This is a genomic window from Bacterioplanoides sp. SCSIO 12839 (assembly GCF_024397975.1).
Taxonomy (GTDB): Bacteria; Pseudomonadota; Gammaproteobacteria; order Pseudomonadales; family Oceanobacteraceae; genus Bacterioplanoides.
Genome location: NZ_CP073745.1, coordinates 796,931 through 821,322 on the forward strand (window position 1 = coordinate 796,931; position 24,392 = coordinate 821,322).

A 24,392-nucleotide genomic window follows, 5' to 3' on the forward strand; every position below is an offset into this window, starting at 1 on the left:
AAACCTTAACTAATAGCTACTGGCATGACGGGTGCTGGATAATGCGCCAGAGTTTGTTGTCCACAGCTGTGCGCCTGTACTTGTGCTAAGTCCTGGCCGCTGAGTTCTGGTAACCACTGGTGAATATGGTGCAATTGTGGGTCATATTGCTGCAGTTGTTTATTCATAGAAAACCAGCGCCCTTGTGCCTGACCACCAGGTGTTTTTTGAGCGGAATCCGGATGATGTTGCGGATCATTGCCAACCCCGGCTAAGTAAGCCCAGTTTCCCCAGTTAATGGCGACATCAAAATCAATCAGATGCTGTTCAAAAAATTGTGCACCCAGACGCCAGTCCAGCTGCAGTTCATGAATAAAATAACTGGCCAGATTCTGGCGCATGCGATTAGAACAATAACCACTGTGAATCAGTTCTTTTAATCCGGCGTCAATCATAGGAACCCCCGTTGTGGCATTATTCCAGGCCTGCCAATGCTGTGGGTTGATGGGTGCCGGTTGAAAATGATTGTGCTGTGCCAAGCCAGAGTAACGAAAATATTCGCGACCGTGAATGCGCATACTCCAGTGAAAATATTCACGCCACAACAATTCAAAATACAGCCACTGGGAATGTTCATTGGCTTGTAATTCATGCTCAAAATAACGTATTTCCTGCAGAACACGTTTGGCCGATAAACAACCCCAGGCCAGGTAGGCGCTGAAAAAGGAACTGAAATTTTGCCCTGTCAGTTGATTGCGTGTTGTTTTATAACGATTAAGGCCATCGTATTGCCAGATATACGCCGATAGTCGGGCCAGGCCGTTATCTTCACCTCCCGGTAAATTAAATCGTGATGATGGCAGGTGATCGTTTTGTCCGGAAAAATCCGTTGGCCAAGGGACAGATGGATAACGTTGACTGCTTCTGTTCTGTAAAGCATGACCTTGTAAGTCATGATCCTGAAGATCATAGTCATCCACCGTGAGTGCTACCGGCGGATTTGCCTTAATTAAATCAGCATTCAGGTGCTTTTCTACACGGCGGCGAAAGCCACTGAAACTGTCTGGCCATTGCCCGGCGGTTAACGATAAACCGGCATCCTGCAACTGCGCTTCACTGAATAACGTCTGGTTGTTATAGGTGGTTAAGTCGGTGCCCTGTTGGCGGATTGCGTTGAGCCAATAGTTTTCCTCCGGAGCTTGCGCCTGTTGGGTGAAAACCTGTTGCAGCCCTTGTTGTTGCCATTGTGCAAAAAGTGAAACCGGGTCGCCATAAACCATCTGCAACTGAATATTCTGACGATACAGCTGTCTTTGCAGATCAATTAAACTGGCACGTAAGAAACGTGCTTTGGGTTTGCTGATGCGTACCAGGCCTGATGTATTCAAATACGATTCGGGATAAGAAAACGGTGTGCTGGCGTCTGCATCCAGCCAGAATTCCGGGACAATAAAAACCACACTGATCGGCAATCCGGATTGGTTTGCCAACTCAAATGCCGGGTTGTCATGCAGGCGTAAATCGTTACGCAGCCAGATAATGTTAAAGTCGTTATTCATCAAAATTCATCTTCGACCTGTGCCGCAGCACATAGATTTTGAGCGGCCTTGTGTTCGTGTTTTTTCTTTTTACTGAGTGCACGACAGGCATCGCTGCAATATTTAACGTCTTGCCAACAACGCTGCCATTTCTTACGCCAGGCAAATGGGCGCTGGCAGTGGTGGCAGGTTTTTTCAGGTAAATTCAGTTTTTTATGAGCCATAATTAATTTTGAACTCCATGATTAAATTTATAGGTCATAGTTAATTTATGGGTTGCAGTTGAAGCCGGTTAAAGTTCATCAATGTTTGCCAATAAATAATCGGCTCGTTGAATCAGTGCTTGTTTTTTTTCATCATTCATTTTTTGCCAGTTGCGATACACCATGCTCATTCTTGGATTGTTTCCGAACTGTTGCTGGTGACGTTGAATAAAGTGCCAATACAAACTGTTAAACGGGCAGCTGTTGTTGTCGGTAGCGGTTGTCACCTTGTATTCGCAGTGTTTGCAATAATCCGACATTTTGTTGATGTAGTTACCCGAGGCGGCGTAAGGTTTGCTGCCAAGACGGCCACCATCAGCAAACATCACCATGCCGTGGGTGTTGGGCAGCTCGACCCATTCATAGGCGTCGGCATACACCGCCAGATACCATTCGCCTATTTGTTGTGGTTCGATACCGGCCAATAACGCAAAATTTCCGGTAATCATCAGGCGTTGAATATGGTGGGCATAAGCATGTTGAAAGGTGTTTTCAAAACACTGACTCATGCAATGCATGCGGGTTTTTCCGTGCCAGTAATAAGCCGGTAATGAACGGTAATTATCCAGATGGTTGAGCGTGGCGTAGTCGGGCATCCATAACCAATAAATTCCCCGGACGTATTCACGCCAACCAATAACCTGACGGATAAAACCTTCAACCGCATTCAGCGGAGCCTGTTGGTTAACATAGGCTTGTTCGGCTTTTTCACAGACTTCCAGCGCGGTTAATAATCCACAGTTTAAATATGGCGAAATCAGGCTATGAAACAGGGTGTGCTCGCCACTTTTCATAGCGTCCTGATAGGTACCAAAACTGGGCAGGCGATACTGAATAAAATGCTCCAGCTCGTTCAGTGCTTGTTGCCGGGTAGTGGCCCAATGAAAATGCTCCAGTGTTCCCGGATGGTCAGCAAACGCTTCTGCCACCAGAGTCAGCACTTCCTGGTCAATTGCGTCCCTTGGGTGAACAACACGGGGAACCAAAGGCACTTCGCCGTTGTATCGTTTGCGGTTGTCCTGGTCGAAATTCCACTGATCGCCAATCGGTTTGTCCTGATCCATTAACAAACCGGTTTTACGACGCATTTCACGATAAAAATATTCCATGCGCAGTTGTTTGCGCCCAGAGGCCCAGCGACGGAACTCATCCGCTGAGCAGATAAAACGATCATCTTCATAACACTCAACGCTGATGCCGAGTGTTTCTTGCCACTGCTCATCGATGGCGTGCTGCAGTCGATGCTCACCACACTCAGTGACAACGACGGCTTCAAATGGATTTGCTGGATCAGAGTGCTGGCTACAACACCAGGCAATTACGTCCAGCAGCGATTGTCTTGGGCTGTTGCGATCAAATTGATGGTAAATAACCCGCCAGCCCTGTTGCTGTAACTCCTCTGCAAAATGGCGCATTGCACTGAATAGCAGGGCAATTTTTTGCTGATGATGGGCGACATACTGGGCCTCTTCGGCAACTTCAGCGAGCAACAAGAGATCTGTCTGAGGGTTTAATGCTCTCAGGCTGGCCAGTTGATGTGTGAGCTGATCGCCCAGGATAATACCGAGTTTCATATACTGATTGTAGATTTTATGTATAGGTAATGTATAGATAATGATTGAAAAATTCCAGACAAGAAGACACTACTGTCATAAATGGTGTGTACTTAGTGATTCGTGTTGAAGGGAAAGGCCAAATAACGTTTCTTTGTGGGCGTGTGCGATAGCTCAATAAAACTGCCTTTCATAACAGCTGTGACTTTTATCCATAACCTGAGCACAGTACTCTGTAAAAAAAGATGAGAGAGAGCGTTATGCCCGAGAAAATTTTGTTGGCGGATGCCTATGGTTTGTTGATCCTGTTGGGGCTGCTCGCGGCGCTGGTGATTGGCGGGATACTTTGGGTGGTGATGGCGTATATCATTGATGTGACTCAGACTCGTCATACCGTCAGGCGTAACTTCCCGGTGATCGGTCGTTTCCGTTACACCTTTGAGCATCTGGGCGAGTTTTTCCGCCAGTATTTCTTTGCCATGGACCGTGAAGAGATGCCGTTTAACCGGGCGGAGCGGGCCTGGGCCTACAAAGCCGCAAAAAAAGTGAATACCACTGTCGCATTTGGTTCGACCCGGCGTCTCGACATTCCGGGAACCGTACTGTTTGTGAATAGCCCCTTTCCGGCCTTAAAACAGACCTTTGCTGAGCCTGCTGATATCACCATTGGCAAACATTGTCGTCATCCGTATACCACCCGCTCTGTGATCAATATTTCTGCCATGAGTTATGGTGCATTGTCGAAGCCTGCCATTCAGGCGCTGTCCCATGGTGCTAAACAGGCAGGCTGTTGGATGAATTCCGGTGAGGGCGGTATTTCTCCGTTTCATCTGGAGAGTGGTTGTGATCTGGTGGCTCAGATTGGTACGGCTAAATACGGTGTCAGGACACCGGATGGACAGCTGGATGACGATAAGCTGCGCGAAATTGCTGCTCATGAGCAAGTGCGGATGTTCGAAATCAAGCTCAGTCAGGGCGCTAAGCCAGGCAAAGGCGGGATGTTACCTGGTTCAAAAGTGACGGCTGAAATTGCGGCGATTCGTGGCATCGCAGAAGGTGAAGACTCCATCAGCCCGAATGGCCATCCGGATATTCGTTCGGTGGATGATCTGCTGGATATGATCGCTCATATCCGCTCCGTGACGGGTAAGCCGGTTGGTTTCAAAACCGTGTTGGGCGGCATGGACTGGATTCACGAGTTATGCCACGAAATTATTCAGCGCGGCATTGAAAGTGCCCCTGACTTTATTACGCTCGATGGTGCTGAAGGCGGAACCGGAGCGGCGCCACAACCGTTGCTGGATTATATGGGCTTACCGCTGAATCAGTCGTTACCTATGCTGATCGACACGCTGGATGGCTTTAATTTACGCCCGCGTGTGCGGGTGATTGCTTCGGGTAAACTCATCAATCCGGACCGGGTGGCCTGGGCGCTTTGTACCGGTGCCGACTTTGTCGTATCCGCCCGTGGTTTTATGTTTGCGTTGGGGTGTATTCAGGCGCTGCAATGTAATAACAACCAGTGCCCAACCGGGATTACCACCCACAATCCAAAACTGCAGAATGGCCTGGTGGTGGCAGATAAAGCTCAACGGGTCGCACAATACGTCGATTCCATGGTGCAGGAAGTGGGCATTATTGCCCATTCATGTGGTGTTGAAGAGCCGCGTAAGTTACGCCGTAATCACGCCCGGATTGTTCAGCCAAGTGGTGCGGCGGTGTTGTTATCGGATTTATATGCCGGCAATGATTTCCGCTCGGATAACCGCTTTATTCGTTAACGCTGTTTTTCTTAATCCACGTTTTGGCTCTGTTGACCAGGGCCAAAACGTAACTATTGATACTTTATTCAGTAAACAACCGTTGATTTAAGTCACACTCTTGTAACTCTGTCTGGCAGAGTCCTTTTTGCTTTTCTATCCTTCGCCATTATTTAGGCAATCATTTCATCGATGGTGCTGTCGTGACCGGGCTAATTGCAGGTCATGCTCCCGGCCAATTGAAGTCGTGTGGTTATTGTTGGTATGGCACTGTTAAAGAAAAACACCTGGCTATTATACGCGCTGTTTGTTGTGATCAGCGTGCTGTTGGCTGTGATGTCAACGTACATGCGTTGGGATAATTTAGTTGAAAGTCAGAAACAGCAGCAAGCTCATCGGGCTGAGCAGGTGGCATCCAGTATTGAAGCCATTCTTCTTAGCCATGAGATGTTACTGGATCTGCTTGGACAGCAACTGCTGAATGAATATCAGGATCTGAATGATGTTCGCTCCCCAAAGTTGTTGGACGATTTGATGGTTATCAACCCTTCAGTCATTGGCTTTGGTCTGGCACGCCCTGACGGTCAGCTGGTACTGGTTAATTCGGCACAAGATCGTGAGCAGCTGCCCAATCTATTGCACCAGGAAGCCAGTCGAGACTCCTTTCTGTATACCCTGCAAGCCTCTGGCATGGTGTTGGGGAGAACTTATTTTCTCAAAGCCATTGGCTCATGGGGAATTCCAATCCGGAAAGCGCTGCGTAATGAACAAGGTAACGTCATCGCGGTGATGACGGCGGGGATTAAAATTGAAGGTGGCGCCCGTATTTTTGAGAAGGACCTGCACTTTTCCAACACGGATGAAGTCAGCCTGGTACGAGATCGGGATCATTATTTTCAATACCAATCATCCGTGAATGATGATCTGGATGAGATATACCAGAGCCCAATTAATCCTGAGCGGTTAGATGCAAGCCTGTTGCAGCTAACACGCAACGGACAAGCGCTGGCGGCTGTAAAAGCATTGAAAGAAGCCCGCACTTATATTGTTCATCATCCAAAAGGGTACCGTATAGAAGCGGCTGTGTACGAACCCAAGCATGAACTCTGGGTCTTTGCTTCCAGCTGTTTGCTGGATACTTTCAAACAGTTTATCGCCTCGATGATGATTTATGTGGTCATCTTTGTATTTGTTCAGGTGATGGTTTTTTCTCTGTTTCGCTCGATTGTTCGCTCAGAGAAACAAACGATTAAACAACTGGAATACCTTGCCACCCATGATGCATTAACGCAGTTACCCAATCGTCAATACCTGATCAATCATATACAGCAGCTGGTTCACACCAATCCGGATGGCTTTTCGCTGCTGTTTCTCGATATCAATAATTTTAAGGGGATTAATGATAGCTTCGGTCATGATTATGGTGATCAGGTGTTGAAGCAAATGGGCAATAAAATGCAAACTGCTTTGGTTACCGATGAATTTCTCGTCCGCCTGGGCAGCGATGAGTTTGTCGTAGTCACACCGGAGTGCAGGGAAGATAAGTTAACTCAAAAATGTGAGCAGCTGGCGTCAACATTACAGGGTGCCAATTGGATTCAGGGCCTGAAATTACACGTCGAAGTCAGCATTGGAGTTGCTTGTTATCCGCAGCATGGCCAGAACCTCAATGCTTTATTACGGGCGGCGGATGTGGCCATGTATAAAGCCAAATCGGATAAAACCGGTATTGAGTTTTATCAGCACGATGTGGATAACGCTTATCTGAAAAACTATCGCATTGAACAAGCATTACGCAGTGCCATTGGTACCGATGAGCTGTATATGTTTTATCAGCCTCAGGTGGATCACCATGGCCAAATGATTGGTGTGGAAGCTTTGGTGCGTTGGCTTCATCCTGAAATGGGCTTTATTTCACCGGCCCGGTTTATTCCGATTGCTGAGACCAGTGATCTGATGACGACATTGGGGGCATTTGTTGTTGAGCGAACTTTAAGTGAAATGAGTCAGTTACGGCAGCAGTCGGGCAAAAGTTTTACGGTGTCGATTAATATTTCCGTACGTCAATTGATGCACAGCAGCTTTATTGATGGTTTGATGGCACAGGTCTGCCAGTATCAGTTTCAGCCTCAGGATATTATTCTGGAGATTACTGAAAACCTGTTCATTGAAGATATGAATAACGTCGGCCGTATTATCATTGAGCTGCAAACTAAGGGGTTTAACATTTCTTTAGACGATTTTGGTACCGGCTATTCATCACTTAATGTACTGCAGAAGCTGCCCATTGATGAGTTGAAGGTCGACAAAAGTTTTGTTGATGACATTACCCGCGATGAAAAAGCCCGGAAGATGATTAAAAATATCATCGCGATTGGTAAAAATTACGGCATGTCTGTGCTGGCCGAGGGTGTTGAGACAGCGCATCAGGCGCGTATGTTAAGTAACTTTGGCTGCGATTATTTTCAGGGTTATCTGTTTGCTAAACCTATGTCAGCCAATGATCTGCGTGAATATCTTCAATAATCGAAGTCTCAGAATTATTCTGAGACTTCTTTTTCAGAATTTATAAAAATCAAATCTGACAATATCGGTTAAACCTCCTAAAAGTAACGGTTTAAACCTGTACTTTTTCTGTATTAGCGTCTTTAATTCGTACAGCAAAGTGTGTAACTGCTGTGTTTATTAATATGCTCAGTTCACCCTTATATTTGGCTAGGTTCCCTTGGATTCTCAGTAGCTGTACATGATGTTGCCTCACCTGAATACTTTAACCGCAGGTCAACTCAGATCGCCGATCTGGGTCTATGACGTTGTTGGTCAAAAAATGGTCTGGGCTAACCACGCTGCGCTCAGTCTTTGGGAGGCTGACAGCCTGGAAGAATTTTGTCAGCGAGACTTCTCGCAAGATCAATCCGAAGCTGTTCAACAAACCTTACATGGTTACCTGGAGCGTTTTACCCAGCATGAACAAGTGGATGTTTGGTGGGAAATTACTCCTAAGGGCATCAAAAAACGGGTATTTATCCGCTTGTCGGGTGTCTGGATAACTGCGGACGATGGCATCCAGCGCTTAGCTATGTTGCTAGAAGGGCAATATTCTCCGGAGCTGCTGAATGCAGGTGATATCCCATCGGCAGCGATGGCGGTTCTGTTTGATCGTTATGGCACGCTGATCAGTAGTAACCCACCATTTCAGGAGCAGTTTGGTGCGGATGTTATTGAGTTGCAGAGCATCTTACCGCAGGAAACCGGCCTCAGTTATATCCAATCGATGGGGTCCTTGGGTCACGATATCGAATTAAATACCCAGCTGGGTATGCGTTGGCATCATGCTGAAGTCTCGATTCAACACAGTGCCGGGCAGCACAACAGTGAACGCGCGCCTTATTATGTACTGACACTGATTGATATTCAGGAACGCAAACTGCGCGAGATCGAAACGGCCAATGAAGCGCGTTCTGATTTATTAACGGGTTTATTAAACCGCCGTGGTTTACTGCAGTATATGAGCAGTCACAAAGGTGATGATTACACTCTGTTTTATATTGATCTGGACGGTTTTAAGCCCATCAATGATAGCTATGGTCATAATGCCGGGGATGAATTATTACGGCATCTGGCGAATGTGCTGATGCATCAGGAGGGCAAAAAAATCTGTGCCCGCCTGGGTGGTGATGAATTTGTGGTTGTTTTCCTTGAAGCATTGAAAGAAGCGGAGATACGGTTACGTGCTGATAATCTGCTGTATGATTTATCACGTAAAGTCACCGTTGCTAATGACTGCCTGGTCCGTGTGTCGGGCAGTGTTGGAGTGGCCTCGGCACCGCAGGATTCAACCGATATATACGAATTAATTGTGCAGGCTGATGCAGCCATGTACGAAGCGAAAAAGCAGGGACGAAACCGGGCCGTTTTGTATCAGTCGGGCATGGAATCCAATATGTTGCGGCGCACGCAGATCCTGCAGTTTATGGATGGTGCCATTGCCAATCATCAATTTGAATTGCATTACCAGCCGATTATTAATGGTCACAATGGTCAGACCGTGCTGATGGAAGCGTTGATTCGCTGGCACCATCCGACCATGGGGCCTTTGTCTCCATTGGAGTTTATTGCTGTAGCGGAAGACAGTGGCAAAATAGCAAATTTAGAATCCTGGGTTATTCGTCGCGTTTGTCAGGATCTGCCGGTCATTCGTCAGAACTTCAGCGATGATGTGCGCATCACCATTAATATTTCCGGAGCCCATTTAATTCAGCCGGACTTCGTCAGTAAACTCATGTCATTACTGGCCGAATATCAGTGTACACCACAGGACTTTGTACTGGAGCTGACGGAAAGTGTTCTGGTTCCGGTGATCGAAGACAATAATAGTTGTCTGGATGAACTGGTGGAACAGGGTTTTCAACTGGCGATTGATGACTTTGGAACCGGTTATTCATCGTTGGCCTATATCAGCCAGCTTCCGGCACAGTTTGTCAAAATTGATAAGGCGTTTATTGATCGTTTACATCAGGATCAGAACACCTTGTTATTTATTCGTGACCTTTGCCACAAATTTAATATGCAGTGTATCGCCGAAGGGGTTGAGCAGCTGGATCAGACAACGATTCTTAATGGTGCCGACATCCTGCTGCAACAAGGCTATTATTACGCCCGGCCGCAGCCACTGGGGTCGTTCGAAAAGGACGGAGCTTGTGGAACCGGTACCGGTGTGTTTACCACTCAATCCCGGCTTGGGCCTTAACGCCGGCTTTAAAGGCGTGTTTTTCCATTTTCATGTCGGTAACGGTGTCGGCATATTCACGTAACGCAGACGGTGCACCACGGCCGGTCAGAATCACGTTCTGATCTTTTGGGCGATTATCCAGCGCGTCTTTTAACGTATCCCAATCTAATAATTTGTAAGCCAGCATATAGGTGATTTCATCAAACATCACGGTGCGCAATTCCGGGTTTTGCAGCATGGCTTTGGCTTTGGGCCAAACGGCATCGAATGCGCGTTGGTCACGCTCTCTGTCCTGGGTTTCCCAGGTAAAACCCGACCCCATCACTTCATGCTCGAGGCCATCAAGCTGTTTAAGAATCGTTGCTTCACCACAGTCCCAGGTGCCTTTAATAAATTGAACAATGCCTGCTTTATAGCCGTGGCCCAGTGTTCTGATGACGGTACCAAAGCCAGAGCTGCTTTTACCTTTACCGGTGCCGGTTAATACAATCACAACGCCACGTTCTTCCTGAGCACGGGCTATAGCAGCGTCTACCTTGGCTTTATGACGAGCCATTTTTTCTTTATGGCGCTCTGCCGCGCGATCTTCCTGTGTTTGCTCGTTTTGCTCGCCTGTGTGTGGTGTTGATTCGCTCATGTTTTGTCTCTCTGTTTTGGCGACGGATTGGTTCACGCCCGTTCTTTGATCCCTTGACTATACTGGAATCAGGATTTGTTCTCACTCACCGCATCAAACACTCTGTCGCGCCATCATGTCAGGTGCGCTATTGCAGGAGCCACTAATGGACGGGAATCAGGATAACGCACCTTACACCGATATTGATCCTCTTGAGACCAAAGAATGGCAAGATGCTATTCATTCGGTGATCCGCGCAGAAGGTGTGGAACGCGCGCACTTTTTGATTGAACGCATTGCCGAGCGTGCAACAAAAGATGGCATGCCGTTGCCATACGCTTTGAATACCCCTTATCGCAATACCATCTCGCCAGAAAATGAAGCGCCGATGCCTGGTGATTTATTTATGGAGCGCCGTATTCGCTCATTGGTGCGCTGGAATGCGTTGGCGATGGTGTTACGCGCCAATAAAGATGGGGCCGGTGATCTAGGTGGTCATATTTCCAGTTTTGCCTCCAGTGCAACCTTATACGATGTGGGCTTTAACCATTTTTTCCGCGGCCCGAATGCCGACCGTGAAGAATGCCCGCACGGGGATTTATTGTATTACCAGGGTCATGTTGCTCCGGGTATTTACGCCCGTTCGTATTTGGAAGGACGTTTTCAGGAATCGGATCTTGAGCGTTTTCGCCAGGAAGCACTGGGGCCAGGATTATCCTCTTATCCCCACCCCAAACTGATGCCGGATTATTGGCAATTTCCAACGGTATCGATGGGGTTAGGGCCATTGCAGGCGATTTATCAGGCGCACTTTATGCGCTATTTGTCGGCCCGTGGTTTAGTGCCGCGTAAAGATCGTAAAGTTTGGGCTTTCTTGGGTGATGGTGAATGTGACGAGCCGGAGACACTGGGTGCTATTGGTCTTGCAGGTCGGGAAAAACTGGAAAATTTAATTTTTGTGATTAACTGCAACCTGCAGCGGCTGGATGGCCCGGTGCGTGGTAATGGCAAAATTATTCAGGAATTAGAAAGTCAGTTCCGTGGTGCAGGCTGGAATGTGATTAAAGTCGTCTGGGGACGTTTCTGGGATCCTCTGCTGGCTAAAGATCGTAAAGGGTTGCTGCAAAAACGCATGGACGAAACCGTGGATGGTGAGTTCCAGAACTACAAAGCCAAAGGCGGGCAATACACCCGTGAGCACTTCTTTGAGAAATATCCGGAATTAAAAGAAATTATTAAAGATTTATCCGACGACGACATTTATAAATTAAATCGTGGCGGACACGATCCGTATAAAGTGTTTGCTGCTTATCAGGCGGCCATGAACCACAAAGGTCAGCCAACGGTGATTCTGGCACATACGGTGAAAGGTTATGGCATGGGTGCTGAAGCCGAAGGCCAGAATCAGGCCCACCAGGTGAAAAAACTCGATATCGAAAGTATTCGTGCCTTCCGTGATCGGTTCGATATTCCGGTACGGGATGAAGATTTAGAGCATTTACCGTTTTATCGTCCACCGACTGATAGCCCGGAATTACAGTACATGCGCAAACAACGGGAAAAACTGGGCGGCTTTTTACCGCATCGTAATGAACAGTGGACGGCATTAACCGCTCCTGATTTATCCTTTTTTAAAGCACAAACCGATGGTACCGGTGAGCGTGAAATTTCCACCACCATGGCCTTTGTGCGCATTATGTCGCAGCTGATTAAAGACAAAACCATGGGTGATCGGGTGGTGCCGATTGTGCCGGACGAAGCGCGTACCTTTGGTATGGAAGGCATGTTCCGCCAGTTGGGTATTTATTCGTCAGAAGGCCAACTGTACGAGCCGGTTGATCAGGGTCAGGTGATGTATTACCGCGAGGATAAAAAAGGCCGTATTCTCGAAGAAGGCATTAACGAAGCCGGTGCGTTTTCCGCCTGGATGGCGGCAGGCAGCTCCTACAGCACCAACGGCATGGCCATGATTCCGTTTTATATTTATTACTCCATGTTTGGCTTCCAGCGGGTCGGTGATCTGGCTTGGGCAGCGGGTGATATGCAGTGTCAGGGCTTCTTAATTGGCGCCACCTCAGGTCGTACTACCTTAAATGGCGAAGGCTTGCAGCATCAGGATGGGCACTCGCATATTCTGGCTTCCACCATTCCGAACTGCGTGTCCTACGATCCGACTTATGCTTATGAACTGGCGGTGATTATTCAGGACGGTTTAAAACGTATGTACGAGAAGAAAGAAAAAGTCTTCTACTACATCACCAGCCTTAACGAAAACTACGCTCATCCAGCCATGCCGGAAGGTGTGGAAGAAGGCATTCGTCGTGGTATTTATCGCCTGAAAGCCAGTGGTGGAACCGGGAAAAATATTCAGTTATTAGGCTGTGGTTCGATTTTACGTCAGGTGGAAACCGCAGCAGCTTGGTTGGCTGAAAAAGGCGTGAATGCTGATGTCTGGAGCGTGACCTCCTTTAATGAATTGCGCCGCGACGGTTTAGCGTGTGAACGAGCTGAGTTTTTATCCGCCGGTGAGCAGGCGCCACAAGCCTATGTCACGAAACAATTGGCAGACTCGTCTGGTCCGATTCTGGCGACCACCGATCATATGAAATCGTATGCGGAGCAGATTCGTCCGTTTATTCCTGCCGGGCGCAGTTACCGCTGTTTGGGTACTGATGGTTTTGGCCGCAGTGATTCCCGTGAAAATCTGCGCCGCTTCTTCGAAGTGGATTGGCAACACGTTGTCTGGGCGGCTGGTTTTGAATTGGTGAAGTCTGGTGATTTAACTGCCGCGGAGCTGGAAGCCTGGCGCAGCGAGTTACATATTGATGCCAGTAAACCTGATCCACTGTATTCATAAGCAGCGTGCTCATAAGGAGAAATTAACCATGACAAATGAGTACAAAATTCCGGATTTAGGTGGTGCTGCGGATGTTGAAGTGATCGAAGTGTCCGTCAGTGTCGGAGATATGGTCGAAGCGGAACAAACTTTACTGGTGCTGGAAACTGATAAAGCCAGTATGGAAATTCCGGCAGAAACCTCCGGTACGGTCGAAGCTTTATCGATTCAGGTGGGTGATAAGGTCAACGAAGGGGATGTATTTATTACTATTGCGTCCTCTGCTGGCAGTCAGTCTGAAGCAGTTAGCACTGAGCCTGTTGCAAGTGAGTTGGTCGAAGCTGAGGCAGTTAAAACTGAAACTACTCATACTAAAAGCCGTGAACAAGCCATTGCTGTTCCGGATTTGGGTGGCAGCGAAGGTGTTGAGGTTATTGAACTGGCAGTCGCGGTTGGTGATGTGATCGACGCTGAGCAAACCATTCTGGTATTGGAAAGCGACAAAGCCACCATGGAAATTCCGGCAGGCGAAGCGGGCACGGTTGTGTCACTGGCCGTTTCGGTGGGTGATAAAGTCAGCCAGGGCGATGCCATGCTGACATTAATGGCTGACTCCTCTGTATCCGTTTCTGATTCTAAAGTCGTTGATAAGCCCCCGGTGGATAACAGCGCGGTACAAACCACAAAGACACTCACCACAACGACTGCAACCGCCGAGCCTGTGGCAGCCAACAATGCTGAGCCAGAAAGTCATTCCAGTGGCGAAATTCACGCCGGGCCAGCGGTGCGCAAATTAGCGCGGGAGTTTGGTGTTGATTTATCTCAGGTCAGCGCGACGGGTCGCCGTGGCCGTATTACCAAAGACGATGTTCAGTTGTTTGTGAAGCAACGCCTGAATTCCTCAGCGACGGCTGTTGGCTCAGGTATGAGTGGGGCTGGTATTCCAGCTGTACCGGAAGTGGATTTTGCCAAATTTGGCCCGGTTACTTCAGAGCCGCTGAACAACATCAAGCGGGCAACAGCGAAGGCAATGACTACCGCCTGGCTGAATGTCCCTCAGGTTACTCAGTTTGATCAGGCCGATATCACCGATCTGGAAACCTATCGTAAACAGCAAAACCAGCTGTATCAGCATCAGGGTATACGCTTCTCGATTGTACCGTTTGTGCTGAAAGCGATTGCAAAAGTGATGCGCGAATTCCCACAATTTGGCGCCTCGTTAAGTGCTGATGGTGAATCGTTGATTATCAAAGATTATGTGCATATCGGCGTTGCCGTTGATACGCCCAAAGGCTTACTGGTGCCTGTGATTCGCGATGTGGATCGGCTTTCTGTTACAGAAATCACACAACAACTTAATGAAAAAGCGCAATCAGCGCGCGAAGGTAAGCTAACCTTAAGTGATATGCAGGGCGGATGTTTCAGTCTGTCGAGTTTAGGTGGCATTGGTGGTACGGCGTTTACCCCCATTGTGAACCCTCCGGAAGTAGCCATTCTCGGGCTGTCTAAATCAGAGACAAAACCGGTTTGGAATGGTCAGGAGTTTGTTCCCAGATTAATGCTGCCATTGTCGTTATCGTATGACCATCGGGTCATTGATGGCGCAGAAGCGGCCAGATTCAGTCAAAGACTAGTGGCTTGCCTGCAGGATTTAAGAAACGTGTTGATGTAACTGAAACTTATGTTGGTGCAGTCAGCCAATTATAAAAAAATGCACGGGGTTTGTAGTTCATGCTTAAAGCACTTATGTGGCCAGCTATTAAATTTATGGGGCGTTTAAACTACGCTGCAAAATTTGGCCTGATCAGCTTTCTGTTTACGTTGCCGTTGGTCTTTCTCAGCGGTCAGGTTTTTTTGTCTGCTTTTGAAACCGTGAAAAAAACGGAAGCTGAGCTGGCGGGTATTAATGCTATTGATGACCTGTTGCAGCTGGTGCACAAGGTAGAGTATTACCGTGACTATGCTGCTTCTCTGCCTTTCTTCGACAACCCTGAACTACTGCAACGAATGAATCAGCACCATCTGGAGATGGATGCGTATATTAAAAACCTGATTAACAATGCTCCGACTGAAGAGCTGCAAAATAATCTGAATTCTTGGAATCAGGAGTTTGCTAAGCGTCTGAGTGTGGATGGTGAAAACAGACAAAATGGTTTTGCAGAACAACGCCAACACTATCAGGCTGCTCTGGATAAGTTACGTTCGTTGATTCGCCAATACAGCCAAACCAGTGGCTTATCACTGGATGCTGACCCATCGGTACAGGCATTGGTCTCCGTCTTATTATCGGATATGCCAAAAGTATTTGATGCGGCTGGTAGTGCTCGTTCTTTGGGTGTGTATGGTTCTTTAGAGCAATACCTGAAATCTAATACATTTGATGTGCTGAACTCCGCTTACGATGAACTGATTGCAGCGGAATCTGTGATGGGTGTTGTGTTGGCCGCGGCAAATGAATCGGGTGTGGCCTCGTTAGGTGACACGACACAAACAGCCATTCAGTCTCTCGAAGCCATTCGTTTTAAACTGGATGATGAATTGATTTCGGCATTAGAAGTGACAATGACCTGGCAGGATTTCTCGACCTTTGTTGACGAGGAATGGAAAAAGCTGCAAGCAATTGAACAGCAGGTGATGCCACTTATCAAAACCAAATTACAGCAACGACTTGAAACTCAGCAAAATAAAGTTCGTAACTTTGTTATTGTCATCGCGGTGGTATTGTCCGTCATTGCGTATTTATATATCGCCTTTTTTATGTCCATTCGTTACACCATTAAGCGTTTTTCAAAAACCGCAGGAGATATTGCCAATGGTGATCTGACCCGGGAAATTAAGTTTCAGGGGCAGGATGAGATGGGGCACTTACGCGATGCATTCAACAGCATGGTTGCAAATATCCGTACGACGTTAGCGGCAGTTAAAGAATCAGCAACTTCGGTAACCGATAATGTTAATGAAGTCGAAGGTATTGCCAACCGCAGTCGTCAGGCTGTGCAGGCACAGCTGGAACAAACGCATCAGGTTTCCGAAGTATTGAGTTCTATGGTCGATCGCGCGGTGGTGGTTACTCAATTGGCTGAAGCAGCCGAAGTTGCGGCTAAGACGGGCCAACAGAAGTCAGACCAGGCCGGTCAGGTGGTGAGCAATGTAATGGGCGAAGTTCAGCGCTTGTCAGGCGAAATGGAAAACTCGATGGAAGCGGTGAATCGATTAGCCGAAAATTCCAGTAGTATTTCCAGTATTCTTGAAACCATTAAAGGCATTGCTGAACAAACCAACTTGTTAGCATTGAATGCTGCTATTGAAGCGGCGCGAGCGGGCGAACAAGGCCGTGGCTTTGCGGTGGTTGCCGATGAGGTTCGTACCTTAGCCAGCCGTACTCAGGGTTCAGCTCAGGAAATTGAAGAGCTGATTGGTGATGTTCAGCAAAACATCGTCAGTGCGGTTGATACCATGAAAGTAAACCGCGATATGGTTGAAAAAACCGTCGCGAACTCGGAGCAGGTTGGTACAACACTCACCGAGATCCAAGCCAGTATGGGCGATATTCAGAGCAAAACGAACGATATTGTTGTGAGTGCCGGTGAGCAAAAAAATAACGCCACTGCATTAGAGACTAATCTGGATTCTATTCGTTTAAGCGGCGAAGAAACTTCCCACAATGCCGAAGGCACTGTGGAGGCCGTTCGTAAAACACAAGCCATTACCGATTCACTGGCCCAGCGGGTGGATCAGTTTAAAGTGCATTAATGCCAGAAAACAGTTGGCTGATAGCCTCTGGATTAGATGGAAAAAACAAGTGCAAATAGCTGGCTGTTAGTGATCCTTCCCGGTAAATGGCTTCGCCAGGAGCCGGGTGCTTTGCACGTTTCCCATAATCAATAATATTAGCAGAGCAGTCTGACTGAGAGCGATGGTGTGAGTGGCCTCGGATTTCTCCTTCCGGAAGGGGGGCAGACTGCATACCCTGACATCCGCCTCGTTCGCGCATTTCAGCGTGCCCTGGCAGTAAAGCCGTCATTGAATGTTGTTCGCCACTCAGTAGTTTTATATTTTCCAGACAATATAAAAAGCCACCACACTCCGCCAGGATAGGCTTGTTACCGGCCTTAAAGCGCTGTATCGAAGTCAGCATTGAGGTGTTAGCAGCCAATTCTTGTGCATAAAGTTCAGGGTAACCTCCCGGTAACCATAATGCGTCCGCTTCAGGCATTTGTTGGTCGGAGAGTGGTGAAAAGAAAACGACCTCTGCTCCTTGCTGCTGCAATAAATCGATATTGGCTTGATAAATAAAACTGAATGCCGGGTCACGTGCAATGGCAATACTTAATCCTACCAAACTTGCAGGAAATTCAGGAATTTCCTGATGATGAAACAAGGCTGCTGGGATAGAGTCTAATAACCGATCAATCTCGGTGCTATTGAATAGTTGAGCCGCTTTATTCAGGCGTAGCTCTAGTTCATCGGTTATTTCGCTGGCCTGTATCAGGCCCAGATGCCGTTGCGGCAGAGCAATCTCTGGTTGTTTAGCAACACTGAATAACAAGGGTAGGTTTTCTGGCAACGCGTTTTCAATTAATTCGCGGTGACGTGGGCTGGCGCAGTGATTCGCAATAAGCCCTGCTACTGTAATATCCTGACGAAAGTTAGCTAAACCACAAGCCAATGCGGCTGCCGTCTGTGCCATTGCCGACACATCCATAATGATGCCGACCGGAATATTAAATAAAGCGGCCAGGTCGGCACTCGATGGATCACCATCAAACATGCCCATCACGCCTTCAATTAAAATCAGATCTGCGTCCTGTGCGGCTAACCATAAACGTTGGCGACAATAAGCTTCACCACACATCCAAAGATCCAGTTGTTCAACCGGATAACCACTGGCTTGCTGTAAAATCTGAGGATCAAGATAATCCGGTCCGGTTTTAAATACCCGAACCTTTTTTCCACGTTGTGTTAAATGGCGTGCTAAGGCGGCCGTTAGTGTGGTTTTACCTTGTCCGGATGCTGGAGCCGTTAATAGCAGAGCGGGGCAGCTGGTTTGTTTCATAAAAGAGCGTCACACTGGGAATTAGAATTCGCGTGAAATAAAAAACGGGCCGAAGCCCGTTTAACATATAAGATTCAATCGCGCTGGTGGCGGCTTTTCCAAAGAATTTCAGAGCCGTTTTCCCGACGAGCGAGCACCCGCGCCGCGACGAATAATAAATCCGATAAACGATTCACATAACGCAATGCCAGCGGGTTGAGGTCATCAACACTGTTGAGCTGAACCAGTGACCGTTCTGCACGACGACATACCGTACGTGCCATATGACACAGTGCTGCTGCTTTGCTGCCACCAGGAAGAATAAAATCCTTCAGTGGCGGTAGTGTATCGTTTAACGCTTCTAAATTATCTTCCAGATCAGCGATTAATACCTCTTGTAAGGCATTAAAGCCAGGTACCGATAATTCGCCGCCTAAATCAAATAAATCATGCTGGATCTGATGCAGCAGAGGAATTAAATCATCTGCTGCATCTAGCTCAGCTCTGAGCATACCGATCCAGGAATTCAGCTCATCCACATCACCAATGGCGTGCATGCGCTCACTGCTTTTGCTGATGCGAGAACCATCGCCTAATCCTGTTTCACCTTTGTCGCCGGTTTTAGTGGCAATTTTAGAGAGTCGGTTGCCCATGATGTTTACCTTTTGTTACTCTTCGACTTTTTCCACAATCAAAAACTCAATTTGAGTTGGAGGCATATCCAATTCAATTGAATCGCCGTGTTGCGAGTCGCTGGCGCTGTCGATTACAACAATTTGAGGTTCCGAAGAATCAGCAATAGCAGTCCATAAGTAACCTTCTGGGCCAAAAGTAATATCGCTGATTTCTTTACCAGTTACGGCAGCATCCGTGATGGTTGTATTAACAGAGTCGTTCATCTTTATGATTTTGGTTTCAAGAGTAGTAAAGCCTTGCTCTATACCAATCGCAACATAAGGAACACCTGCCTGAGATACTGTAACATCCGTTACGTGGAAATAAGTGTCGTTACTGGTGTTATTATCATCTGTAATAACATTAAATGAAGAAAAAGTATCAGCATCAATGAGATTTGTTGTTTGATAGCTGCTTGCGTTGATGCTCACCAGGCCGCCAGAGCTAATCACGCGCTGTGGATCGCGGCTACTACCATAGTTCCCACGTCCGGCAACATAAATAGTATCGTTGTAAATTTCTAGATTAGAGATATTAGGGGCATTAACTGGGATACCTTTTAGGCCATCAGTTTGCGGGTTTGTATCAATCTCTTCATTGTTGCTTAAGTCGATGACTGCCACATACGCTTGTTTCGGCTGAAAGCTGGCGTCCAGACGTTGCAAACCAACAAATAGCTTATTGTCATAAATAACAGCATCTTGCATACGAGGGAAGGCTGCGCCTTCAACGGTATAATCGGATAAATCAATACGGGCTTTCACATATGAATCTGCAGAATCGGCTTGAGGATTCACTTGTAGTATTGAGGTGCTGCCATAGCGAACTACATATGCATTATCATCGGCATTCTGGATAATATGATGAGGGTTTGATGAGCCTGCATCTGGTTCATTATCATTTACCGAGTATGTGTACTCTGCATTAGCCAGGCTGGTTTCTGCATCAAAACGACTGATTTCGTCAATGCCAAAACGACCGATGTGATACAGAATATTTTCATAAGTATCAATACTGTAATCAGACTTATCAACAGATTGAATGTTTTGTGTTGCTGTACGATCGCCGGAAACCTTACCAGTTGCTAATTGGCTGCTTGAATAATCTGCGGCAACTAACTGAGTAACATATAGTGATTCTGTTGCGACGACATCGTTGTCGTTATCGTCAGATCCACAACCAACTAAGCCTGCAATAGCAGTAAATAATAGTACTTTTTTAAACATGATTTATCCCTCAAAAAGAATAATTTGCGTATAGGGTAATCCAGCGCCCTCTTGCCGGACGGTTGGAGAAATCCTGATACTGGTTATTGGTAATGTTTCGGACAGAAGCCGCGATGCTACCTTGGTTGAAAGTAAATTGATAAATAATATCAATGGATGATTTAGTGTCAGCCTCAACTAAATTGCTGCGATCGATATAGAGATCATCAGCAAGCTGATAACTTAATCTAAGGTTATGTTTATCCCATCTTTTGGAAATAGCGGCCAGGAAGTTATTATGGTAAATACCCGATAGTTTCTTATTATCGAAGGATTTGACATTATCACTGAATGTTTGACTATCATAGTGGCTGCCTGAAAAATGAATGTGGGCCACTTCATGCTGTTTCGACCAGTGCCATTCAATACCATCTAACTCTGCTTTTGAGGTGTTTTCATAACGTCCGATGCCGCGAGAATCATATACTGGAACGATAGCGTTATTCAGGTTTCTATGGAAAATGGTGAAGTGAAAGTTTCCATAAGGTGTTTGATTTCTATATGCCGCTGATATTGTTTTTGCTTTTTCGGGGTTCAGATCCACATTGTTTAGTAATAATCCACGATCACCAAATAATTCATATAATGTTGGCACTCGAACGGCATCTTTGTAAGAAAGTGAGAAATCGCCCCATAATGTTGAGTGAGATAAATTGATTAAATAATTATCATAGGTGTCACTGGATGTACTGCGATCAAACTGGTCTGTTTGGGCTCTATTAAGATTCTTTACCTGATCTAACCCGGTAATAATATTCGCAGATGTATCGTAATTTTCACTTGTCCAGCCCGCACTCAATTTGAGAGCAAGATTTTTTTGATTGGCGTATTGATCGCAATCTCCCCCAGGGGTTATGCACTGCCTGGAATCAGGGTCATCAAGATAGCGGCTGCGATAGTTTTCTTCCGAGTGACTGATATATACACCGGATTTTATAGAATGATTGGATAATCGGGATGACCAATCTAATTGATATTTATCCGTATAATAACGATTGTTATCGATGCCTAAACCAATAATGCTGGATTCATCAATATAAGTCTCATCAACATAGCGGTAAGCCATTTTCCATTTATGATTGACTTCATAGCTGCCTAATGGCGTGGTTGAAAAGTTACCCTTAAGGTTCAGTGACGATGTCTGAGTTTCGAGAGATGCTTTTTGTTGCTCACTATTTCTTTGGTAGTCTGGAAAATTCTTTCTCTCATCTTGGTAACGTGCAACTAATGTAGCCCAACGGAATCCCTGGATAACAGACAGCGTTGTCTTTTGGTATTCAGCATTATTTAAATTCTGTTTGTCGTTGCGGTTCTGACTATTACCGGCTGGTGATGGAACTTCTACCTCATAATTATTGGCGCTTTGCTCATGAGATAGTTCGACCGTTGAGTCTTTTCCTGCTGCTATAGATAGGTTAGCTGTATAGGTTTCGTAGGAGCCAACACTGGCTGACACTTTATTTTGCTGGTTGTCGTGGCCCTGTGTGATGATGTTAATAACACCGCCAATCGCGCTACCGAGCTCCAGGTCGGCCTGGTCGGTGTATACTTCGACTTGCTTAATTTGTTCAATAGGGATGCTATTAAGGTCGTAGTTACCAAACTGACCTGTATTTGCCAACACGCCGTCGATATAAAGTTTTGTTTGGCCCGAAGATGCACCTTGCACACTGACCAATACTGGGTCTCCAATAGCGCCACTTTGATTAACCTGGATACCATTAACAGACTGCATGAAGTCTGCCAGAGTTGTGTATTTTCCGGAGAAATAAGACTGATCGAAAACACGATAGCCACCAACGGGTACACTCTCTGCAGCAGGTTTAACTATTTGCAGTGGCAGCTCTGTTGTCTCTTCAGCAACCGTGAATGAAATCATGGTTACGGGTAACAGCATTGGCAGTATAAGTAGCAGTGCTTTCAATTCATGATCCGAATTTGTGCACAGCGAGAAACAGATGGAGTAATTGCATCAAAAATACTTCCATCGTCGCCCACCGCAACTATTGGTTTATTGCTGATATTATTCAGCGCTTTCAGGCCGGTATCCGGGCTGACGGCTTGTTGCTGTTATCCATGACGACTAGTCATGGCACACACAACTCCAACTGACACCTTCCCATAACACGATTGAGTTACAGTGGCTTTGAGTCAGTCAGATAAGCCGATCACCGTTGCGGGGGCAGCATTGGAATAATTCAGCAGGCGCTGAACAACACCAATTTCCCGTTTAACTTGATCAGAGATCAGAGCACCTGAGTCGCGAGAGAATATAGTTTGGCTATAGGGGGGTCAAGGCGACCAAGGTTGAATTCTTTACATACGGGGATGAAAAACCCTCATACTATTGCGGATTGCTAGCGATACGTAACTTATCAATGGTAGCATCGCGGCCATGGATTCATATTTTCAGGAGCATTGGCAATGGGGCAATTCCGCCTGTTACCTCTTATTTTCTTACTGTTTATTTCTCAATCACTGCTGGCACAGCCTGCAACCTTAACGGGTGCTGCGGTTCAATCTGCGGATACCAGTGAGGCCGATAGTCCGGAAGCCGATGCCGAAAAGCCCAGTGAAAAACCCAAAAGCAAAGAACTGGAAGTGATCAAGGCTGCAGCCAGCTATGAAGATGCTGTGCTGGCACAGGAGGAGGATGAGTTTCAGGACTCATTACACCGGGATACGCCACGTGGCGCTATGATCGGATTTGTTGAGGCGCTGAAAGAAGAAGATTTTGATAAAGCCGCTGAATTTCTGGATTTACGTTATCTGCCAAGAGGCATGTCGGCAGACAACGGCCCGGAATACGCGGTAAAGCTCAGTTCTATTATTCAGCGTCACTTATGGATCAACTTCCAGGAACTGAGCAATGATCCGGCAGGTATTCTGGATGATGGCCTGAGCAGTTACCGTGATTTGTTAGGTCAACTTCAGCTTCACGAAGAGAAGATTAACCTGTATCTGCAGCGTGTGCCTGATAAAAAAATCGGCAAGGTCTGGAAAGTTTCCAACGCCACGGTTGCACAGATCCCTAAGCTATATGAGCACTTTGGCTACAGCCCTTTAGCTGAGTGGTTGATCCCGAAAACCCCGAATGTACGTGTGCTTGGCATTTATATCTGGGAGTGGGTGCTTATCGTCGGTTATTTTGTGGTGGCGTTTTCGATTGTCATTCCACTGATTTGGTTGGCGAAGAAATTGGTGGTTCGTTCTTCTTATCACTTATCAGAAGAGCTGTTGGTTGTTTTGTCCGGCCCTGTCCGTTTTATGATGGCCCTGCTGCTGATGAAGGTGTTTGTACCTTATGCCACCTTATCGGCACTGGCGCTGGCGTTAATCAGCAGTGCAGGCTTGTTGATTCTGGCAACCGTCTGGCTGGCGCTGGGGGTTACCAGCATGGTGCAGCTGAGCTTGCAAAAACGCTGGCTGGAAAATGGTAATACGCAGTCCACTCATTTGCTGCGCCCGCTGTCGAACATGATTCGTGTACTGATCATTGGTATCGGTATCCTGATGTGGTTTAAACATCTGGGATTCGACCCGTCGACCATTCTCGCTGGCTTGGGGATTGGTGGTATCGCCATTGCGCTGGCGGCGAAGCAGTCGATTGAGAACTTTATTGGCACGATTACTTTGTACTCAGCGGCTCCGGTAAAGGTTGGTGATGTTTGTAGCTTTGGCGGTCGCCGTGGCACAGTTGAAGAGATTGGCTTACGCAGCACCCGTATTCGTACGCTGGATCGCTCAGTGATTTATATTCCAAATGCTCGGTTTGCTGAAATGGAGTTGGAGAATATTTCTGAGCGCGAGAAAATTCGTCTGCAAACGGATATTCGCCTGCATTACTCGACGACACCCGCACAGCTAAAAGCGATTAATGCGGAAATACTGGAATCCTTAGAAAAACATGAAATGGTGGCTGAAAGCCCATTACGTGTGCGCTTTAAGGGTTTTGGTGAGCATGGTCTGGAAATTAATGTGCTGGCCTATATCACCACCAAAAGCTTCCCGGAATATCAGGGCATTGCCGAAGAAATTAACTTCGACATTATGGAAACCGTGCAAAAACACGGCGCGCGCCTGGTACCGGTTGCGCCAACGATTGCCCCAAGCGCGAATTAACGCTGGCGCAGCTCAGGT

At 46.9% G+C, this 24,392-nt stretch carries 15 protein-coding genes and 1 riboswitch; of the genes, 7 read left to right on the forward strand and 8 right to left on the reverse strand.

The features are described 5' to 3' along the window. Nucleotides 1-5: 5 nt before the first annotated feature. The 3 genes from KFF03_RS03765 to KFF03_RS03775 form a co-directional block, all read right to left on the reverse strand. Nucleotides 6-1,538: a DASH family cryptochrome gene (locus tag KFF03_RS03765; RefSeq protein WP_255858989.1), complete on the reverse strand. Its 1,533-nt coding sequence runs from the start codon at nucleotides 1,536-1,538 to the stop codon at nucleotides 6-8. Beyond that, nucleotides 1,538-1,741, reverse strand: a complete 204-nt coding sequence (locus KFF03_RS03770) for a DUF2256 domain-containing protein (protein ID WP_255858991.1) — start codon at nucleotides 1,739-1,741, stop codon at nucleotides 1,538-1,540. Before KFF03_RS03770 ends, KFF03_RS03765 begins: the two co-directional genes overlap by 1 nt. Nucleotides 1,742-1,809: 68 nt before the next feature. After that, a complete protein-coding gene (locus KFF03_RS03775) occupies nucleotides 1,810-3,354 on the reverse strand; it encodes a cryptochrome/photolyase family protein (protein WP_255858992.1) in 1,545 nt (514 codons plus the stop codon). Nucleotides 3,355-3,593: 239 nt separating this feature from the next. Here KFF03_RS03775 and KFF03_RS03780 point away from each other — a divergent pair, with 239 nt between their 5' ends. The 3 genes from KFF03_RS03780 (at nucleotide 3,594) to KFF03_RS03790 (ending at nucleotide 9,843) form a co-directional block, all read left to right on the forward strand. Continuing rightward, nucleotides 3,594-5,114, forward strand: coding sequence for an FMN-binding glutamate synthase family protein (locus tag KFF03_RS03780; protein ID WP_255858994.1), 1,521 nt, complete (start codon nucleotides 3,594-3,596; stop codon nucleotides 5,112-5,114). A 243-nt stretch (nucleotides 5,115-5,357) separates the two neighbouring features. Beyond that, nucleotides 5,358-7,619 carry a bifunctional diguanylate cyclase/phosphodiesterase gene (locus KFF03_RS03785; RefSeq protein WP_255858996.1) on the forward strand — a complete coding sequence of 754 codons (2,262 nt, stop codon included), beginning with the start codon at nucleotides 5,358-5,360 and terminating at the stop codon, nucleotides 7,617-7,619. Nucleotides 7,620-7,839: 220 nt separating this feature from the next. Further along, the gene (locus KFF03_RS03790; protein ID WP_255858997.1) at nucleotides 7,840-9,843 is read left to right on the forward strand and encodes a bifunctional diguanylate cyclase/phosphodiesterase; all 2,004 of its coding nucleotides are present in this window, start codon (nucleotides 7,840-7,842) and stop codon (nucleotides 9,841-9,843) included. Here KFF03_RS03790 and cobO read toward each other — a convergent pair. Further along, complete coding sequence (gene cobO, locus KFF03_RS03795) at nucleotides 9,815-10,462, reverse strand: cob(I)yrinic acid a,c-diamide adenosyltransferase (RefSeq protein WP_255858998.1); 648 nt, start codon at nucleotides 10,460-10,462, stop codon at nucleotides 9,815-9,817. The genes KFF03_RS03790 and cobO overlap by 29 nt on opposite strands. A 145-nt stretch (nucleotides 10,463-10,607) precedes the next feature. Between cobO and aceE the strand changes: the two genes are divergently transcribed. Genes aceE through KFF03_RS03810 form a run of 3 tightly spaced genes read left to right on the forward strand, consistent with a single transcriptional unit; the run spans nucleotide 10,608 to nucleotide 17,030 of the window. Continuing rightward, the gene (aceE, locus tag KFF03_RS03800; protein ID WP_255858999.1) at nucleotides 10,608-13,298 is read left to right on the forward strand and encodes a pyruvate dehydrogenase (acetyl-transferring), homodimeric type; all 2,691 of its coding nucleotides are present in this window, start codon (nucleotides 10,608-10,610) and stop codon (nucleotides 13,296-13,298) included. A 28-nt stretch (nucleotides 13,299-13,326) separates the two neighbouring features. After that, nucleotides 13,327-14,949, forward strand: coding sequence for a dihydrolipoyllysine-residue acetyltransferase (locus tag KFF03_RS03805; RefSeq protein ID WP_255859000.1), 1,623 nt, complete (start codon nucleotides 13,327-13,329; stop codon nucleotides 14,947-14,949). 59 nt (nucleotides 14,950-15,008) lie between these two features. Continuing rightward, the gene (locus KFF03_RS03810; protein ID WP_255859001.1) at nucleotides 15,009-17,030 is read left to right on the forward strand and encodes a methyl-accepting chemotaxis protein; all 2,022 of its coding nucleotides are present in this window, start codon (nucleotides 15,009-15,011) and stop codon (nucleotides 17,028-17,030) included. On the opposite strand, the gene KFF03_RS03815 is transcribed toward KFF03_RS03810, so the two are convergent. The 4 genes from KFF03_RS03815 to KFF03_RS03830 all read right to left on the reverse strand — a co-directional run bounded on the left by KFF03_RS03815 (nucleotide 17,017) and on the right by KFF03_RS03830 (nucleotide 22,176). Continuing rightward, nucleotides 17,017-18,333, reverse strand: coding sequence for a cobyrinate a,c-diamide synthase (locus KFF03_RS03815; RefSeq protein WP_255859002.1), 1,317 nt, complete (start codon nucleotides 18,331-18,333; stop codon nucleotides 17,017-17,019). The genes KFF03_RS03810 and KFF03_RS03815 overlap by 14 nt on opposite strands. A 74-nt stretch (nucleotides 18,334-18,407) precedes the next feature. Continuing rightward, nucleotides 18,408-18,965, reverse strand: a complete 558-nt coding sequence (locus KFF03_RS03820; protein WP_255859003.1) for a cob(I)yrinic acid a,c-diamide adenosyltransferase — start codon at nucleotides 18,963-18,965, stop codon at nucleotides 18,408-18,410. 15 nt (nucleotides 18,966-18,980) lie between these two features. Next, on the reverse strand, nucleotides 18,981-20,213 hold the full coding sequence (locus tag KFF03_RS03825) for a hypothetical protein (RefSeq protein WP_255859004.1): 1,233 nt from the start codon (nucleotides 20,211-20,213) through the stop codon (nucleotides 18,981-18,983). Nucleotides 20,214-20,223: 10 nt separating this feature from the next. Beyond that, entirely contained in the window at nucleotides 20,224-22,176 is a 1,953-nt protein-coding gene (locus tag KFF03_RS03830; RefSeq protein ID WP_255859005.1) for a TonB-dependent receptor, read from the reverse strand. Nucleotides 22,177-22,273: 97 nt separating this feature from the next. Next, nucleotides 22,274-22,526: riboswitch (cobalamin riboswitch) on the reverse strand. A gap of 150 nt (nucleotides 22,527-22,676) precedes the next feature. Between KFF03_RS03830 and KFF03_RS03835 the strand changes: the two genes are divergently transcribed. Further along, on the forward strand, nucleotides 22,677-24,374 hold the full coding sequence (locus tag KFF03_RS03835; RefSeq protein WP_255859006.1) for a mechanosensitive ion channel family protein: 1,698 nt from the start codon (nucleotides 22,677-22,679) through the stop codon (nucleotides 24,372-24,374). Nucleotides 24,375-24,392 lie beyond the last annotated feature (18 nt).